The sequence below is a fragment of the Hymenobacter glacieicola genome (genome assembly GCF_014640315.1).
Lineage (GTDB): Bacteria > Bacteroidota > Bacteroidia > Cytophagales > Hymenobacteraceae > Hymenobacter > Hymenobacter glacieicola.
This window is the reverse complement of the sequence record NZ_BMGS01000004.1, coordinates 203,176-220,596: the sequence shown is the minus strand read 5'-3', so window position 1 is coordinate 220,596 and position 17,421 is coordinate 203,176. Positions and strand designations below refer to the sequence as shown.

General features: G+C 56.6%; 13 protein-coding genes and 1 riboswitch. Of the genes, 11 read left to right on the top strand and 2 right to left on the bottom strand.

Features of this window, described 5'->3' with window-relative positions; translation table 11 throughout:
• Positions 1-13: 13 nt before the first annotated feature.
• Entirely contained in the window at positions 14-1,852 is a 1,839-nt protein-coding gene (locus tag IEW18_RS08910) for a hypothetical protein (RefSeq protein WP_188557491.1), read from the bottom strand.
• Between the two features lie 245 nt (positions 1,853-2,097).
• Between IEW18_RS08910 and pseB the strand changes: the two genes are divergently transcribed.
• On the top strand, positions 2,098-3,117 hold the full coding sequence (pseB, locus tag IEW18_RS08905) for a UDP-N-acetylglucosamine 4,6-dehydratase (inverting) (RefSeq protein ID WP_188557490.1): 1,020 nt from the start codon (positions 2,098-2,100) through the stop codon (positions 3,115-3,117).
• Between the two features lie 61 nt (positions 3,118-3,178).
• Here pseB and IEW18_RS08900 read toward each other — a convergent pair whose 3' ends face one another.
• Positions 3,179-5,461 carry a T9SS type B sorting domain-containing protein gene (locus IEW18_RS08900; RefSeq protein WP_188557489.1) on the bottom strand — a complete coding sequence of 761 codons (2,283 nt, stop codon included), beginning with the start codon at positions 5,459-5,461 and terminating at the stop codon, positions 3,179-3,181.
• A gap of 232 nt (positions 5,462-5,693) precedes the next feature.
• On the opposite strand from IEW18_RS08900, the gene pseC reads away from it, so the two are divergent.
• From pseC to cysD, 10 genes are all read left to right on the top strand, one after another.
• Positions 5,694-6,860, top strand: coding sequence for a UDP-4-amino-4,6-dideoxy-N-acetyl-beta-L-altrosamine transaminase (gene pseC, locus IEW18_RS08895; RefSeq protein ID WP_188557488.1), 1,167 nt, complete (start codon positions 5,694-5,696; stop codon positions 6,858-6,860).
• Positions 6,857-7,615 carry a cytidylyltransferase domain-containing protein gene (locus IEW18_RS08890; protein WP_229728662.1) on the top strand — a complete coding sequence of 253 codons (759 nt, stop codon included), beginning with the start codon at positions 6,857-6,859 and terminating at the stop codon, positions 7,613-7,615. The genes pseC and IEW18_RS08890 overlap by 4 nt, the downstream gene beginning before the upstream one ends.
• Before the next feature lie 42 nt (positions 7,616-7,657).
• A complete protein-coding gene (pseG, locus tag IEW18_RS22005) occupies positions 7,658-8,671 on the top strand; it encodes a UDP-2,4-diacetamido-2,4,6-trideoxy-beta-L-altropyranose hydrolase (RefSeq protein WP_188557487.1) in 1,014 nt (337 codons plus the stop codon).
• Between the two features lie 51 nt (positions 8,672-8,722).
• The gene (locus tag IEW18_RS08880; RefSeq protein ID WP_188557486.1) at positions 8,723-9,307 is read left to right on the top strand and encodes a GNAT family N-acetyltransferase; all 585 of its coding nucleotides are present in this window, start codon (positions 8,723-8,725) and stop codon (positions 9,305-9,307) included.
• Positions 9,308-9,436: 129 nt separating this feature from the next.
• Positions 9,437-10,477, top strand: a complete 1,041-nt coding sequence (pseI, locus tag IEW18_RS08875; RefSeq protein ID WP_188557485.1) for a pseudaminic acid synthase — start codon at positions 9,437-9,439, stop codon at positions 10,475-10,477.
• Between the two features lie 63 nt (positions 10,478-10,540).
• A complete protein-coding gene (locus IEW18_RS08870; protein ID WP_188557484.1) occupies positions 10,541-11,830 on the top strand; it encodes a glycosyltransferase family protein in 1,290 nt (429 codons plus the stop codon).
• A 62-nt stretch (positions 11,831-11,892) separates the two neighbouring features.
• A complete protein-coding gene (locus IEW18_RS08865; protein WP_373285714.1) occupies positions 11,893-13,275 on the top strand; it encodes a DUF7033 domain-containing protein in 1,383 nt (460 codons plus the stop codon).
• Between the two features lie 124 nt (positions 13,276-13,399).
• Positions 13,400-14,884, top strand: coding sequence for a lipopolysaccharide biosynthesis protein (locus IEW18_RS08860; RefSeq protein ID WP_188557482.1), 1,485 nt, complete (start codon positions 13,400-13,402; stop codon positions 14,882-14,884).
• A gap of 311 nt (positions 14,885-15,195) precedes the next feature.
• Positions 15,196-15,287: riboswitch (SAM riboswitch) on the top strand.
• A 316-nt stretch (positions 15,288-15,603) separates the two neighbouring features.
• Entirely contained in the window at positions 15,604-16,380 is a 777-nt protein-coding gene (locus IEW18_RS08855; protein WP_188557481.1) for a phosphoadenylyl-sulfate reductase, read from the top strand.
• A 24-nt stretch (positions 16,381-16,404) separates the two neighbouring features.
• Positions 16,405-17,316: a sulfate adenylyltransferase subunit CysD gene (gene cysD / locus IEW18_RS08850; RefSeq protein ID WP_188557480.1), complete on the top strand. Its 912-nt coding sequence runs from the start codon at positions 16,405-16,407 to the stop codon at positions 17,314-17,316.
• The last annotated feature ends 105 nt before the right edge of the window (positions 17,317-17,421 follow it).

Here is a 17,421-nt window from a genome sequence, read left to right as displayed (position 1 = left end):
GTTCACCAGTTCATTACTTGAACAGCCCGCGCAACTTGCCTGGCACCAGGCTAGCGGCCCGGGCTTTGAGGTCGGTCCAGGAAGAGTGAGCCAAGTGCTGGCCTCGCCACTCCCCAATAGCTGCGGCGAGGCGCTGGGCCAGGGTCCGGTAGTGCTGGCGGTGGTAGTGGCGCAGGTTATTGGTCACATCGGCGGGGGTTTGCACGAAGTCGCGCACGTCCACTACCACGCAGTTTTCGGCGGTAGCGGCAAAGTCGGCCAGCGCCTGATTCATCAGCTGATGGCGCTGAGCAGCTCCGGTTTCGCTTGAGCCAGGCACTTCTATTTCGGCCCCGTTCAGGAAGAAAATAGGAACCTGAGCTGGCACTTGAGCCCGGAGCCACCGCAGATTTTCCGTGAACTGCTCGGGCGAAATCTGGCCAGCACACTCAAACTCCTGCTGAAACCGGCGCAGAAACGCTTCGTCCAGACCCTGAAAGCGCCGCTGCTCATACTTCGCCGCTTGTGCCACGGGGTCAACGGTAGTCAGGTTCTGGTAGCCACCGAACGGAATTTCTAAGCCCGTGGCCTTTTCGCGGTACAGCTCCTGGGTATAGTCCATCAAGGGGCTGTACACCAGTACGTCGTAGCCCCCCTGCCACAGCCGGGTCTCGAAGGCTTCCCGGCCGAGGAAGGGTAGCGCGGCAGCCAGGCGCTGCTGCTCCGCCGCCGGCCACTCCCGGCTGGCCCGCAGCAAGGCCGTGTGCTCCAGGTGAACCGGAATCTGGTTTTCGTTATTGTAGTTGAACTCCTCCACCACGTCCAGCTCGAAAGCCTGCAGAAAAGGCGTCAGCTGGCCCAGGTCGCAGCCACCTTTCAGGAGCACCCGCAGCCGAGCCGCCGCCGAGACGGCCGCCGCTTCGGGGCCAGCTTCTACCTTCGGCCCGGTAGTGGGCTCTACTACCGTAATCCAGGCGGGGGTTTCCGTGGTATTCAGCTCCGTAGCTACTTCGCCCTGCACCTGCAGCGCCGGAAACCCGAGCCGCGCGTAGGTAAACTGCTCCACGCCCAAATGCAGGATGCGGCAGGAAAACACCAGCTGCTCCAGCTGGTTGGTGGCCGTGTTCAGGCAATAAATCCCGACTAGCCCGTAGTCCCCGAACCGGTCGTGCACGCGCACGGTGCCCCAGCGGCGGGTAGGGTCCTCGAAACTGGCCCGTAGCTCTTCCTTCGTGACGCGGTATTTGGTAAAATTCAGCTGGTTGGAGCGGTTGATGAGCTCCTCGATCCGGTCCAGATCGGGCCGCACGGCCGCACCTTCGCGAAACTCGATGCGCACCTGCGCGTCGTGCAGAAAGGCCAGGTTGTCGTTGTACTGCGTGCGGGCCTGCTGCTGACGCTCCAGCAGCTTGTACTGCTCCAGGCGCGAAAAGGCAGGATCGGGCTTGCCCGTGGCGCGCAGCTGGGGGGCCAGCGCGGGCAGGTCGGCGGGGTCGGCTACCTGCAGGCCGGGGTTGTAGTACTGCGCCTCGGCCCGATTCATGGAGTTGTCGTCGAGAAACAGGGCGTTGGGCGCGCGCAGCTGCATCTGTTCCAGCAATTGCTTGATAATCGGCCCCTTGGGCTGCCAGCTGATCTGCGGAAACACGAACAGGTCGCGGATGCCCAGTTCCACCAACTTGGCCTCGGCCGGCGCAAAATCGTTCTTGCTGACGATGGTATGCACGATGCCGCGGGCCGCCGTGTCGCGCACCAGCTGCAGATTTTCCGCCAGCGCCTCCACGGCACCTTCCGAGAGCGTGCCCTTCCAGAATGTATCATCCAAATCCCAGATGATAACTTTAACGGGTTGGGCGGGGGTAGCGGCAGCCATGGCAAAAAGTAAAGGTCACGTGTCACCCTGAGCCGTGGCGTAGCACCTCTTCCAGAAGTTGCCTACTACCTTTTCACCGAAGTGGGTGAAGTTCTTGACTACAGCTCAGGATGAGGGCAGGAAATGGGTAACGCCGGCAAAAGTACGCAAGCTCCGGGCGGAATGTCTACTTTTGCCCTCCTTACCCCGGGAGGTCCGGTTTGGGTGACGTTTCACCTCTTCTCCTCCTCCCCTCATTACTTCCCATGGCTCTCGACCTCAATCATAAATCCATTCTGGTAACCGGCGGCACCGGTTCGTTCGGCAAGCAGTTTGTGCAGACTGTTTTCGAGAAATTCCCGCAGGTGAAGCGCCTGGTGGTGTACTCGCGCGACGAGCTGAAGCAGTTCGAGATGTCGCAGATTTTCCCGCACTCGCAGTACCCGGCCATTCGCTACTTCATTGGCGACGTGCGCGATGCGGAGCGCATGAAGCGGGCCTGCGAGGGCATCGACATTATTGTGCACGCCGCCGCCCTCAAGCAGGTGCCCGCCGCCGAGTACAACCCAATGGAGTGCATCAAAACCAACATCTTCGGGGCCGAAAACGTGATTAACGCCGCCCTGGACTGCGGCGTGAAGGACGTAGTAGCCCTGAGCACCGACAAAGCCGCCGCGCCCATCAACCTCTACGGCGCTACCAAGCTCTGCTCCGATAAGCTGTTTGTGGCCGCCAACAACATGAAAGGCTCCCGCGACCTGCGCTTCTCGGTGGTGCGCTACGGCAACGTAATTGGCTCCCGCGGCTCGGTGGTACCGTTTTTCCTGCAGCGCCGCCACACCGGCGTGCTGCCCATCACCCACCCCGACATGACGCGCTTCAACATTTCCTTGGAGGAAGGCGTGGACCTGGTGCTGTACGCGCTGGAGCACAGCTGGGGCGGGGAGATTTTCGTGCCCAAGATTCCGAGCTACAAGATTACGGAGGTAGCCAAAGCCATCGGCCCCAACTGCCGCCAGGAAATTGTGGGCATCCGGCCCGGCGAGAAGCTGCACGAGGAAATGATTACCGAAACCGACGCGCTGAGCACCGTGGAGCTGAACAAGTACTACGTTATCCTGCCCTTTACCCCGCGCTGGGACGTCGACGACTTCATCAAGCACTTCGGGGGGCGCCGCGTAGAGCCCGGCTTCCACTACGACTCCAGCAACAACACCGAGTGGATGGACGCCGAGCAGATCCGGGAGGAAATCCGCCTGCACGTAGACGCCGGGTTTACAGCCTAGGACCAATTATATAAATTCGCACGCACAAAAAGGCCGCGCTTTTTGAAAAGCGCGGCCTTTTTTATCGGCTGACTTGCACCCAGCCTCGGTACTGCTGACCGGTGGTAGGATTAGTAAGCAGATAGTAATAGAGGCCATCCGGCTGGCCGTTGGCGTTCCAAGTATTGTCGTAGCTCGCTGTTTGGTACACTTGGCGGCCCCAGCGGTTGAAGAGTACCAAACTCCATGCCTTTGGATTGAGGCCCTTCAACACGAATGCTTCGTTGTAGTTGTCCTCGTTCGGCGTAATTACATTCGGAATTTGAAATGGGCAATCCGCTGATGAGAGCACCCGCTCGTCCCGACTCACGCACCCAGCTGGCGAAGTTACTTCTACTGAATACGTACCGGCGGTAGAAGCCAAATAAGTAGCGGCTGTTGAGCCATCCTGCCAGCGGTAGGTACTGCCGACTGGCTGGAGCCCCGCTCGTAATAGTACCGGCTGTTGCAAACAGAGAGTGGTATCTTGACCCAAATTTACGGTAGGCACTGGTGCTACCTCTACTTGGGTGCTGGCTTGTGCGCTGCAGCCAGGCGGTAGGGTTACTACCACTGAGTAAATACCAGCTGATCGTACTACCAGGGTAGCAGCCGTTGAGCCATCCTGCCAGCGGTAGGTGGTTCCCGCTGGTTGCGCTCCCACCGACAAAGTGAGGCTTTGACCTTGACATAAGCGCTGCACAGCCGGGCCTAAGGCAAGTGTGGGTGGCGCCACTACCTGCACCGCAGTGCTGGCCCGAACGGTGCAGCCTTGAGCGTTTGTTACATCTACATAGTACTGCCCAGAGGTAGTAGCAATGAAAGTGGAGGCGGTAGAGCCGTCCTGCCAGCGAACTGTCGTGCCAACTGGCTGCGTTCCTACACTCAGCGTAACGGATTGCCCCTGACATACCTGCTGTACGGTGGGGCCCAAGTTCACCGTAGGTACTGGTGCTACTACTACCGACCTAGTAATAGTAAGCGGTTGTCCTATTCCAGGTTCTGCAACGGTCAATACTACGGAGTACGTACCGGGAGCCGAAAAAGAATGCGTAGGCGTGAGGCCTGTAGCCGTGTTAGCAGTGCCAGAAGCTGGGTCGCCAAAGTTCCAAGTAGCGGTGGCAGCTCCCGTTCCCCCACTGATAGTAGCTGTGAATGGAGTAACAGCGCCAAAACACACCGTGTTGCTGGTAAAAGAAGCTACAAGGGGCTGAACAGGCAGGGTGTAATTATTAGGTAGTCCTATCTGGCAAAACTGATTCCCCAAATTCACTCCGGCCGTTTGAAAATTGCAGGCGTTGCCAAGGGCGTTGGGAGTATTAATCACTCCTAGATACCTCACCTGATATTGAGCCACATAGATTTTCCCATCAGGTCCAACTTGTAAAGCGCCAGCGAATCCAGAAGTATACCCTACCACCGTGCCTGATGCGGCAATAGCGGCCCCTGAGCCTGCTAGTAGGTTAAACTGTATCAAGCTATGACCATCGAGATTAGTACCATATAAGCGGGACCCATCAGGTGAAAATTCGACGCCGTAGCTACGATAAAACTGCTGTAGTGGCACGTAGTTGCTTACTTGGCCCGTAGCGTTGTTAAAATTAAACAACTCAAAATTTCCGTCGCGAATTCCTACTGCAAGCTTGTTGCCTGCAGGAGAAGCCTTCATATAGCCTACTGCGTTGGCATTCTGGAAATTCCCACCACCACCTGAGTGTACCGAACCAACACTAGATGTAATAGGTGTTGTAACAAGGCCATTAGCTGTCAGCTGGAAAGCTAGAAAACGGTTCGACTGCCATCCATGCACCAATATCCAACTATCCGTGCCGTTGGCATGAGGTACAATGGTGAGTTTTTCTGTTACGCTCCCACTAGGCACCTGCACCGCCCGAGTTGTCACCTCACCTAAGCCTCCCTGCCGGCTCATGTCCACGATAGAGTATTTCAGTCCACCTCGCAGCAGATTATCACAGGCGTCTACAACAAAAATGTAGTATTGGTTGGCATTGGCAGGATGTCGCACAATGGCGGCTCCTTGGCTAGCCGATTCATGGCCGCCCAACGCCTGCCCATTCGGCATTAGTGTATGGTTGCGGTTCCATACATTCACGCTGCTCGTGTAAAACAACAGATTCCCGGCCGCATCCGAGATGGAAGCGCATGCCTCATAGGTGTCCATTGCACTACCGGTGACAGCAACAGGAGCAGCTCCTGCAAAACTCACTCCCGCATTGCTACCAAAAAGCCAGTTGTTATTTTCCCGCTGCGCTAGTACTGTGTGTTGTAGCGTAAGCAACAAGACTATTGTAAAGATTTTCTTCATTTATAAACTGTTTTCTCCTGTGTTAAAAGCCTATTTCACATGATTTTAATACAGATCTACCATCATATATTAGCCTCAGGATAGCAAAGCTAAAAAAGACATTGGCTTGTTTTACGTCGGACCACATTTTAGCAAGAGGAACTTCAGTAGCCAGATACTCTAGGTACAGAATAAAGGCCGTCTATCTTTGTTACTAGCAACTAAGCCGGTCTTTTTTCTTGTTGCCTCTTCCATGCCACTCCAACCTCTACATCCAATTCCCTATGGCCGTCAGCACATCACTCCTGAGGACGTGCAGGCCGTCACGGAAACCTTATATTCTGATTATCTCACCCAAGGGCCCAAAGTAGGTGAGTTTGAGGAAGCCTTTGCGCGATACATTGGGGCAAAATATGCAGTAGCTGTGAGTAATGGCACAGCTGCTCTTCACCTATGCACTTTGGCGTTGGGTGCACAGCCTAGTCAACGGGTCATTACTACCCCTATTACCTTTTCAGCTTCGGCTAACTGCGTACGATATTGTGGTGGAGAAGTCCATTTCGCCGACATTGATCCAAAAACGGGATTACTGGACCTGCAGGCAGTACGTCAACTGCTAGAAAGCCACCCCCGAGGCCATTTTCACGGGCTGATTCCGGTTGATTTCGCCGGGCTAGCCATAGATATGGAAGCAGCTCGCCAATTAGCAGATGAATTTTCGCTCTGGATTATTGAGGATGCTTGCCACGCGCCCGGCGGCTTTTTTACGGATTCCAAAGGTCAGGAGCAGCGCTGCGGCAACGGTAAGTTTGCAGATCTTGCTATTTTCTCTTTTCACCCAGTAAAGCATATTGCTACGGGTGAGGGGGGTATGATTACAACTAATCGCCCCGACCTATATGCGGACCTGCTACGCTTGCGCACCCATGGCATTACTAAAGACCCCGCTCTAATGCACCGTCATGACGGGGGATGGTATATGGAAATGCAAGAACTAGGCTACAATTACCGGATGCCTGATATGCTTTGCGCACTAGGCATCAGCCAGCTCACCCGTGCCGACGAAGGGTTGGCACGCCGCCGTAAATTAGCAGCTCGTTACGATGCTGCTTTTGCTACCATACCAGCTGTGCGCCCCCTTGCTGGAGTGCCAGGTCACGCCTACCACCTTTATGTGATTCAGGTACCTAACCGCAAAGGTCTGTACGACTTCCTGCGGGAACGGCAAATTTTCGCCCAGGTTCACTATATCCCAGTGCACACCATGCCTTACTACCAAGGTTTGGGTTGGCAACTTGGCGACTTTCCCTTGGCGGAAAACTATTATGCCCACTGCCTGAGCATTCCTTTGTTTCCTACTTTAACTGATGCTGAGCAGAATTACGTGGTAGCATCAATTAAAGAATTCGTAGCCCGATGACTAACTCTTTAATGGCTGCAGCAGGTATTGGAGTCATTTCGCAGGCCCGTATGGGCAGTACCCGACTACCAGGCAAGGTACTACTTACCGCCCGTGGCATTTTTATGCTGGAGTTCCATGTACGGCGCCTGCAAGCCAGCGGCTTACCAGTGTATATTGCTACCACTACCTTACCTGAAGATGACATCATTGAAAAGCACGCTGGTCAGCTAGCAATACCATGCTTTCGGGGCAGTTCCGACGACGTACTCAGCCGCTATTACGGGGCGGCTAAACAGTTCGGCCTTAAAACCATTGTGCGCGTTACCTCAGACTGCCCCCTGATTGACGGGAACCTGATCCGGCAAGGTGTGGCACAGTTTCAAGCGGCAGCCAATCCTCGGTTATACTTATCCAACGGTATTGTGCGCACGTTTCCACGCGGGCTCGACTTCGAGGTATTTTCTTTTGAATTGCTAGCCGAAGCGCAGCAACATGCTTCCACACTTTCTGACCGTGAGCATGTTACCCCCTACATCCACCAGAACCGCTCGGGAAAAGTGGAATTCAGTCACGTTACCCGGGAACCCAACGTCAGCCGCCTTCGTGTAACACTAGACACACCCGAAGATTTTGCCCTATTAAAAGTCTTATTGGAGCAGTACCACGCCGATGTGTTGTCGGGGGGGCAGTTAGTGCACCTATTGGAAGATCATCCCGAGCTAGTAGCACTAAACGCCGATATTGAGCAAAAGAAGTATGACTTCACAAAATAAGTTTGCCTTTCTCCTTCCTCCCTGTTCAGAATATTGTAGCTGATGCGTCTTGTTTTCAGGGCTGATGGCAATGCCACTATTGGGCTTGGTCACGTAGTTCGGTCGTTGGCCCTAGCGGCAATTCTAGATGCCGGAAGTCAGGATTGCTTTGTCGTGCGCACCCCTACACAAGCTGTTCGAACGCTAGTTGAAGCGGCTGGTCTGCACTTGATTGCACTTACACATGATTCTTGGGAGGCGGAAAGTGAGTTTCTGCGCAGGCATCTTCTCACAGATACTGACGTAGTCGTGTTGGACGGGTATAATTTTGATACCAGTTATCAACACCAGGTCAAGGCTAGTGGGTGCCGCTTAGTATGCATCGACGACCTACGGCAAGGCCCATTTGTGGCCGATCTAATCATCAACCACTCGCCCGGGGTGACATCTGCGATGTACGAGACCCTACCTACAACACGGTTTTGCCTCGGGCCAGCCTTTTCGCTATTGCGTCTACCCTTTCTACAACATGCCCAGCTTCCCCAACTCCCTGCCCCCATCAGCAAAGTACTACTCTGCTTCGGGGGCGCCGACCCACTTCAATTGACAGCTCGCTACTTAGCAGGCTTACTTTCCCAAGATGCTATCCAGCGTGTAGGACTCCTAATGGGTAGCGCTTCAGTCACTGCCCCAGAAATTGCCTATTTGAAAGCTGCTTACCCCCAGACCAGAGTTGAAGAACTTCGAGGTTTAAGCGCGGCAGCTATGGTTGAAGCGTTGAGCCTTTACGACGCAGTGATATGTCCGGCAAGTACCATATTGATTGAAAGCCTAGCTTTAGGCAAACCCGCGGTAACGGGCTACTTTGTAAGCAATCAGCATCACTTGGCCGACTACGTACATGCCCACCAGCAGGCTTATTCAGTAGGCAACTTTATGCAATACACTGGTCTTGAGCTAAATCAGGCACTAGGTCAGGGAGTGCAATGGCTAATGCATACCCCTAGGCAACCTTACGTCACACAATTCGCTCCTGAACAGCTTCGCCACGAGTTTCAGTTGCTGCAGTCTTGTTAAGATGGCAAAACTGCTTTACACCAGCCTTTCTTTCCTTTATATTCACTACTGATGGAAGCTACAGACTTAATCCAACTTAGCCAAGCATATGCCTCAGAGCGCCTGCTTCTACGCAGCCTCAAGGCTACTGATATTGATGAGGCTTTCCTCAGTTGGTTTCAGGACGACGATTTGATGCGTTTTTACACAAACTCGCGTCAGACTCATACCCGCGAATCGCTACTTGGCAGCATTGAACAAGGAATTGCAAGCAGTACAGTTTACGTTTTTGCCATTGTAGATCAAGAAAGTCAAAACTGCATTGGTACTATCAAGCTCGGGCCTATCAACCACGACCACAAAATATCTGATCTGGTAGTTCTTATCGGTGACCGACGCTTTCACGGTCGAGGGTTGGCTATTGAAGCCATCCGGCTTGGTAATACTATTGCTTTCAAAGAATTTGGTATCCGCAAGCTGTTTGGTGGCATGTTTGAAACCAATCAAAGTTCTCTTAAAGCTTATACGCGCGCCGGCTGGGTAGAAGAGGGTCGCTTAAAAGGTCACTATCTAGTAGAAGGACAGCCGGTAGACCGAATTCTGGTAGCATGCTTTAATCCCGTCTTTTTTCCGGAAAAAATCCAACCGGCTACATAATCTGTTAGTATCTAGGTGGTTTTCTGGCTTTTTAGAATGAATTAGACTTTAATAAGGTTTGTAGCGCACTTAGTTTTTGGATGCGCACAACTTGTCTGACTGTACGAACGGCACCTTGTATTTTTACGCATGAATTTTTCTCTCGGCTCCCGCTTGGTTGGCCCCGATCAGCCGCCCCTCATCATTGCTGAACTCAGCGGCAACCACAACCAGGACCTGAGCCGCGGCTTGGCCATTGTGGATGCTATGGCCGCGGCCGGGGCCCACGCCATCAAGCTCCAGACCTACACCGCCGATACCATGACCCTGCCCGGGGCCTACCGCATCGACGACCCCAACTCGCTTTGGTACGGCCGGGAACTGCATGAGCTATACCAGGAGGCGCACACGCCCTGGGAATGGCACAAACCGCTCTTCGACCGGGCCCGGCAGCACGGCATGCTGGCTTTCAGCTCCCCCTTTGATGAAACTGCCGTTGATTTCCTGGAAACCCTGGACGTGCCGGCATACAAAATTGCTTCCTTCGAAAACACCGACTGGCCCCTGCTGCGGCGGGTAGCGGCCACGGGCAAGCCCGTCATTATGAGCACCGGGGCCAGCCAGCTGTCGGAAGTAGCTGAGGCGGTGCAACTACTCCGGGAAGCGGGCTGCCGCGAGCTGATCCTGTTGAAGTGTACCAGCACCTACCCTGCCACGCCCCAGAATACCAACCTGCGCACCTTGCCCCATTTTCAGCAGCTTTTCCCCGATGCCCTGGTGGGCCTTTCCGACCATACCATGGGGGTAGGCGCGGCCGTAGCCGCGGTGGCCTTGGGCGCCTGCGTAGTGGAAAAGCACGTCACGCTGCGCCGCGCCGATGGGGGCGTGGATTCGGCTTTTTCCCTGGAGCCCGAGGAGGTAGCCCAGCTAGTTACGGAAACGGAGCGGGCCTGGCAGGCGCTGGGGCAGGTGCAGTACGGTGTGCAGCGCGCCGAAGAAAAAAGTCGCCTCTACAAGCGCTCCTTATACGTGGCCCACGACATGAAAGCCGGCGACATATTCACCAAGGAAAACCTGCGGGTAGTACGCCCCGGCGACGGGCTACCCCCGCGCTACTACGACCAGCTGCTGGGCAAACCTGCCCGCCAGAACTTGCGCGCTGGCACTCCCTTAACCTGGGAAGCCCTGTAAACTAAACCTGCTTCCTGCCCTGATAGCGCGCTACCCACCTGTGGCGCGCTATTTTTGTGTTCTATGTCCAATTCTGCTACCGCCCGCCTGCGCGACATACTCCAGCTTCGCTTCACCGATCTGTTTGCCTCGCTGCCGGCCCACATGCTGGAACCCATTTCCCCGGCCAGCCCCTGGAAGCGGCTGGCCAAGGTGCTGGGCTACGCGGGGCTGCGGCTGGTGGGCAACCTGTTTCGGCCCATCCGCAACCCGGAGCAGCTGCGCGGCGCAGTGTGGCTGTACGTGGTCAGCCAGAACAACTACGACTCCCTGCACTTTCTGCGCGAAGCCTTACCGGGAAGCGTGCTGGTGGCGGGTCAGAGCAAGCAGATCGGGCGCTATAATGGGCAAGTGAACCGCTTGTCGTTGCGGCGCAAGCTGCTGTACTACGGGCAGTTTCCGGGGGCGTATTTCGGCTTGCAGCGCACGGAAGGCAAGCGGGCCTGGCGGTTTTTTGACCTGATTTTCAACGCCGTGGGCTACTACGAGGTGTACTGCCGGGCCCTGCGCCACTACCAGCCCCGCGCCATTGTCTTCGCCAACGACCACAACGACGACGCCCGCGCCCTTCTGCTGGCCGCCCGCGCTTGTGGCGTGCCCACGGCCTACATGCAGCACGCCAGCGTAAGCACCAACTTCCCGCCGTTAGGCTTTGATTTCAGCCTGCTGGAAGGCCAGGACGCTCTGGACAAATACCGGCAGTGCGGCCCGGTAGCCGGCCGGGTAGAGCTGGTAGGCATGCCCAAGGCCGATGCCTTTTTGGCTCGTAAAAACCAGCGTCCGAACGTGCGGCGTGTGGCCGTGGCCATCAACACCCTCGATGAAACGGAGGCCGTAGCTGCTACCCTAGCTCACCTGTTGCAGGAGTTCCCGGACCTCACCTTCACGTTCCGTCCCCACCCCGGCGACCGGCGCGACTTCTCCTTTCTGCGGCAGCAGCACCCGCAGCTTCAGTTTTCCGATGCCCGCCAGCAGAGCGTTTTTGAATTTCTGGCTGAGCACGATGCCCTCGTAGCCGCCGACACCAGCACCCACCTGGAAGCTACTCTGCTGAATCTGGCCAGCATCTACTTTCGTTTCGGCAGCCACGGTGTGGCCGAGGACTATTACGGCTACGCGGCCCGCGGCCTGGTGGAGCGCGCCCACACCCTACCCGAACTCTCGGCCGCTTTACGCCGCTACCAGCAGCACAAACCTGCCGATCTATACCGCCGGGCGGCCTACTACAACGCTACCCTGGGCACGCCCGACGAAGGCCACAGCCAAGAGCGGGCCGTTCGGCTGCTGCGGGAGTGGCTGGCTGGGCAGACGTAGTTTCCCGCAGAGGAATATCGCAGAGCGACGCAGAGTTGTTCAGTAGGACGTATTTTGCCGGGATGACTGCTCCTGCCTTTCCTACTGCGCCGCTCCCTGTTTCCGCAGAAACCCGCTTGGCTTATGTGCTCCGGCACTTCCGCATGGCCTACACGGTCACGTCGCTTCCAACAATTAATTATTATCCAATAAGTAATAAGGGCGCTCAAATAACCATTGGTAGTGGGAAAGATGAGTTTTTCACGCGCCAACAACCTTATCCCTATTCCCACGAGGTTAGTTGGCGTAATTGGAAGGGACAAGAAATTCCATTTTTTCTCGATGATGACTCTGGGCAACCGCTTCTTGAGTTAAGATCTGATGGAACGGCTCTTATTGATCCTGATATCATTTCGGCGGCTTTCTACCTGCTTAGCGGCTGGCAGGAGTATTTTTCGGAGGAACGTGACCAGCACGGCCGTTTCCCCTACTCAGCCAGCGTGCAGCACCGCTACGGCTTCGTGACCATGCCGGTGGTGAACTACTATTTCGATGTCCTGAAAACCGCCGTGGAGCACGTTACGGGCCAGCCGCTGACGCCGCGCCGCTGGGCCAATGGTGCCTCCTGGGCTGCTTTCATTACCCACGACATCGATAACCTCTACAGTGCCTGGAAAGCCCCCGCCAAATCCGCCTTGCGCCAGGGCCGGCTCCTGAGCTTCGGACGGCAGCTGTGGCGGCACCTCACTACCCCCGACGCCTGGGACAACCTGGCGCAGGTGCAACAAACGGTGGCGAGCTACGGGGCCAAAAGCACGTTTTTCTTCTTGCCTGAGCATCGACCGGCCGCAAACGGTACGCCTAATGCTGATTACAAACTGCAGAAGGTGTGGCCTGAAGCAGCAGCGGCTATTGGCACTTCTGAAATTGGAATACATGTTAGCTTAGGCGCACCTTACCATGCTCACTTGAAGCGCGAGGAACACCGCCTACAACACCTGCGCAATGGTGTGAAAGCCTATGGCATCCGCTTTCATTACCTGCAATGGGAGCCTCGTATCACACCAGTTATTCTTGACACACTGCTATATAAGTACGATTCTACTCTGGGCTTTGCCGAGTATTACGGCTTTCGCAACTCCTACTGCCTGCCGTTTTACCCCTTTGACTTTCAACAAGGTAAGTCTTTCTCCTTCCTGGAAATTCCGCTCAACGTAATGGATGCGACCCTCCACCACCCGCGTTACCTGCAGCTAGAGCCCGAGGAAATACTACCCGCCCTGACGCTAATGTTTCAGGAAATCGAGCGGTTTGGGGGCGTGTGCACGGTGCTCTGGCACAACGAGAACTTCGACCCGGCCAACGAGAATACCGGCCCTCACCAGTTCGCCGAAATCATGGACTACCTTCGCAGCCGCAACGTGGCCTTCGTCAACGGCCAGGAAATTTGTGAGCAAATGGGCTAGCATTGTTATTCCGACGCGGGAAGAATCTGGGCTACTTTATCGCATGGCAAACCCAGATTCCTCGCTTCGCTCGGAATGACATTGCTCGTTCATTCACCACCTCACCACTTCACCATTTCACTGTTTGGGTATCGTTCAGCGGCAGGGGCTGCGCAACACCATTATTTCCTACATCGGGCTGGCGCTGGGCTTCGTGAGTACGGCCCTGGTGCTGCCGAATTTTCTGGAGCCCCAGCAGTTGGGCGTAACGGCCACGCTGGCCTCGGTGGCTACGCTGTACGCGCAGATTGCGGCCTTCGGCTTTGCCAGCGTAGGTATCCGGTTTTTTCCCTACTTCCGCCAGCCGGAGTCGGGCCACCAGGGGTTTCTGCCGCTGCTGGTGGGCGTGCCGTTGCTGGGGTTTGCGGTAGTTACGGCCCTGTATTTTGTGGGCGAGCCGCTGCTGCTGCCTTGGTACGGCCGGGATGCGCCCTTGCTGGCTCCCTATTACGCCTGGGGCGCCGTGCTGGCCTTTTTTACCATGCTGTACTCGGTGCAGGATGCTTACCTGAAAGCGCTGTATCACACGGCCTTTTCTTCTTTCGTGCAGGATATTCTGCTGCGGATTTTGATTGTAGGGGGCGCGTTCCTGTTTGGATTAGGCTACCTCTCGTTTTCGGGCTACGTGCTGTGGTTTGTGGGCGTAAACAGCGCTCTGGCCCTGCTGCTGACGGGTTACGTGGCGGCCATTGGCGAGCTGCACTGGCGGCCCACGCGGCAGGTGCTCACGGTGCGGCCTCTGCGCGAGATGCTGGGCATGGGCGCCTTTACCCTGCTCGGCAGCCTCTCGGGCAGCATCATTCTGTATATCGACACGCTGATGGTGGGCGCCCAGGTGAGCGTGGCGGCGGCCGGTATCTACGTGGTAGCCAGCAACATCAGCACGGCCCTGGCTATTCCGGCCCGCTCGCTCAACAAAGTGGCGTTTCCCCTCCTGGCCGACTACTGGAAGCAGCAGGACCTGCCGCGCATGGCCGATTTCTACCGCCGCGCTACCCGACTTAACACCCTGTTAGGCTGCTTTTTATTCCTGGGTATTAGCCTGAACCTGGACTTTATCTACTCCCTGATGCGCAACGCCCGCTACGCCGAAGGCACGGTGGTCGTGTTGCTGCTGCTGGGTAGCAAGCTCTTCGATGGCATCACGGGCGTCAACGGTCTGATGGTGGTAACCTCCCCCCGCTACCGCTTCGATTTGATTTTTAACGTGTCGCTGGCCGTGCTTACCATTGTGCTGAACGGGCTGCTGATTCCGCGCCTTGGCATGGTGGGGGCGGCGGTGGCGGCCTGCGTGGCCCAAGTGAGCATTAACGTGGCCCGCACCTGGTTTGTGTGGCACAGCTACCGCATGCAGCCCTTCACCTGGCGCATCCCCCTGATAGTGGGTATTGCCGCCGTGGCTGGGGTAGCGGCCTGGCTCCTGCCTACCCTTAGTTCGCCCCTGCTTACCATGCTTTTGCGCTCCACCGTGCTCACGGTAGTCTATGCCACGCTGATTCTGGCCACTAATTCCTCACCCGAGGCGACCTTGTTTTTAGCGAAGATTCGGGCACGTTTCCCGAAAAAGTAAAATTGCATAATCTGCGCATCGGCCTTAACCATACATCGCACTTCCCCAGCAACTGTCGGACTGCTATTTGCGGCGTCTACGTAGTCAATTGCTAGCTACAAGGCAACAGGCGAGCCGGACAACAATGCTGCTTCAACCCCCTGAATGCCTTTAACTTTTCCAACAATCACTTTCTGCTGACCAGTACTTCTACTCGGGTTGCTTTGTCCGCCTGGAGTAGGCCAAACGCTACTGTAGAAAAAATAAAATTTGGTAGTGTAAAATTCTGACCACTACTTTTGCCCTATCAATTCTTTACCCACAAAGGATTGTTTTTATACAGAGGCGTGGAGAGACAGGCTCGACGAAACGCCGGCAACCAGCGGACCATCCGAAACGGTGCCAACTCCTGACCATATAAAAACAACGTACCGTGAACCGCTTGTCTAACTCCGCCGCCGCATCCGCCACCCCCCGCGCTTTACAGCATGGGTGTTGTGCTATGCTGGGCATGGCGTGTTGTTGTCAGGCGTAACTCACCTCCTCCTTTTTTTCCTGGGTTGTGTGCCCAGCAACTCTGCTGACACGGTTTTTCGCGTAGCTACTGTCGCCCGCACACCCGGCTTTTCGCCCTTACTACTGCTAGCTGCGCCCTTACCCTTGGGCCACTGACGCAGGGTAGGGCCATCCTATCAGCTGAAGCCTGTGCCCACGGGCTGGCTTCCCTCCCCCTTCTTGTTATGTCCGCAGCAGATGCTGCGCCGGCCGTCCACGCGTTGCTGGACGACCTGCGCCCCCGGCTGATCCAGGCTTCGGCCCTGGAGCGGCTGCGCCTCGTAGCTGAATATTTCCCCGAGCAGGCCGTTTTCTCGACCTCCTTCGGCCTGGAAGACCAGATACTCAGCCACCTGATTTTCACCCACGAGCTGCCTATTCAGGTATTTACCCTCGATACGGGCCGCAATTTTCAGGAAACCTACGCCACCTGGAACAAGACCCTGCTGAAGTACGGGCAACCTATTGCCGTGTACTACCCCCAGCGGGAAAGCGTGGAGCAGCTCATGCTGGCCAAGGGTCCGAATAGCTTCTACGAAAGCGTGGACAACCGCAAGGAATGCTGCTTTATCCGCAAAGTAGAGCCCCTAAACCGGGCCCTGGCGGGCAAAGCCGCCTGGGTTACGGGCATCCGCGCCGAGCAGTCGCAGAACCGCCAAACCATGGACCCGGTGGAGTGGGACGCGGCTCACAACCTCGTGAAAGTTCACCCGCTGTTCGACTGGACCTGGGACCAGGCCGTGGCCTTCACCAAAGAGCACAACGTGCCCGTCAACACCCTGCACCAGCAGGGCTTCGTGAGCATCGGGTGCGCCCCCTGCACCCGCGCCATCCGCCCCGGCGAGGACTTCCGGGCCGGCCGCTGGTGGTGGGAAGACCTCTCGGCCAAAGAATGCGGCCTGCACGTCACCGCCCACCACAACGGCCCCGACCCAGTAGTAGAGCCCGTTCCGGCAGGTTAATATCCTCTTGTCATCCCAACTCATATGAGTACCTCCTCCTTTGATTACCTCGACCGGCTCGAAGCCGAAGCCATCCACATTCTGCGGGAAGTAGCCGGCCAGTTTGAGCGCCCGGCCCTGCTGTTTTCGGGTGGCAAAGACTCCATCGTGCTGACTCGCCTGGCCGAAAAGGCCTTCTGGCCCGGCCGTTTCCCGTTTCCGCTGGTGCACGTGGATACCGGCCACAACTTCCCGGAAGTGCTGGCCTACCGCGACCAGCTAGCCGAGCAGTTGGGCGAGAAGCTGATTGTGCGCCAGGTAGAAGACACCATTAAGCGCCAGCGCCTGCGGGAGCCGGGTGGCAAGTACCCCAGTCGCAACCCGCTGCAGACCTACACCCTGCTGGAGGTAATCGAGGAGTTTGAGTTTGACGCCTGCATCGGCGGGGCGCGCCGCGACGAGGAAAAGGCCCGGGCCAAGGAGCGCATCTTCTCCGTGCGCGACGAGTTTGGCCAGTGGGACCCCAAGCGCCAGCGCCCCGAGCTCTGGAATGTGTACAACGGCCGTATTCAGAAGGGCGAAAACGTGCGCGTCTTCCCCATTTCCAACTGGACCGAGCTGGACGTGTGGCGCTACATTCAGCGCGAAAACATTGCCCTGCCCGACATCTACTTTGGCCACGAGCGCCGCTGCGTGGTACTGCCCACCGGCCAGCTCCTGGGCCTTTCCGAGCACCTGCGCCTCGATGAGGACGATGAGATTGTGACCCGGCAGGTGCGCTTCCGCACCGTCGGCGACTCGACCTGCACGGCCGCCGTGGAAAGCGACGCCAGCACCGTGGAGGACATCATCCAGGACCTGCTGCTGGCCAAAGTAAGCGAGCGGGGCGCCACCCGCCTCGACGACAACATCTCCGAAGCCGGCATGGAAGACCGCAAACGCAACGGGTATTTCTAAGTGGGGTGATGAGGTGATAAAGTAATGAGGTAAAACGGACCTGCTATCCAGTCTCCTACCTCGCTTTACTCTGTCACCTAACCACATTTCACCTCATCACCTTTC

Bases quoted from the DNA above. Each gene is read 5' to 3' on its own strand.
- IEW18_RS08870 (WP_188557484.1), top strand. From the start codon at position 10,541: ATGTCCAATTCTGCTACCGCCCGCCTGCGCGACATACTCCAGCTTCGC.
- IEW18_RS08880 (WP_188557486.1), top strand. From the start codon at position 8,723: ATGGAAGCTACAGACTTAATCCAACTTAGCCAAGCATATGCCTCAGAG.
- IEW18_RS08855 (WP_188557481.1), top strand. From the start codon at position 15,604: ATGTCCGCAGCAGATGCTGCGCCGGCCGTCCACGCGTTGCTGGACGAC.
- pseI (WP_188557485.1), top strand. From the start codon at position 9,437: ATGAATTTTTCTCTCGGCTCCCGCTTGGTTGGCCCCGATCAGCCGCCC.
- IEW18_RS08890 (WP_229728662.1), top strand. From the start codon at position 6,857: ATGACTAACTCTTTAATGGCTGCAGCAGGTATTGGAGTCATTTCGCAG.
- IEW18_RS08900 (WP_188557489.1), bottom strand. From the start codon at position 5,461: ATGAAGAAAATCTTTACAATAGTCTTGTTGCTTACGCTACAACACACA.
- pseC (WP_188557488.1), top strand. From the start codon at position 5,694: ATGCCACTCCAACCTCTACATCCAATTCCCTATGGCCGTCAGCACATC.
- IEW18_RS08865 (WP_373285714.1), top strand. From the start codon at position 11,893: ATGACTGCTCCTGCCTTTCCTACTGCGCCGCTCCCTGTTTCCGCAGAA.
- pseB (WP_188557490.1), top strand. From the start codon at position 2,098: ATGGCTCTCGACCTCAATCATAAATCCATTCTGGTAACCGGCGGCACC.
- cysD (WP_188557480.1), top strand. From the start codon at position 16,405: ATGAGTACCTCCTCCTTTGATTACCTCGACCGGCTCGAAGCCGAAGCC.
- pseG (WP_188557487.1), top strand. From the start codon at position 7,658: ATGCGTCTTGTTTTCAGGGCTGATGGCAATGCCACTATTGGGCTTGGT.
- IEW18_RS08910 (WP_188557491.1), bottom strand. From the start codon at position 1,852: ATGGCTGCCGCTACCCCCGCCCAACCCGTTAAAGTTATCATCTGGGAT.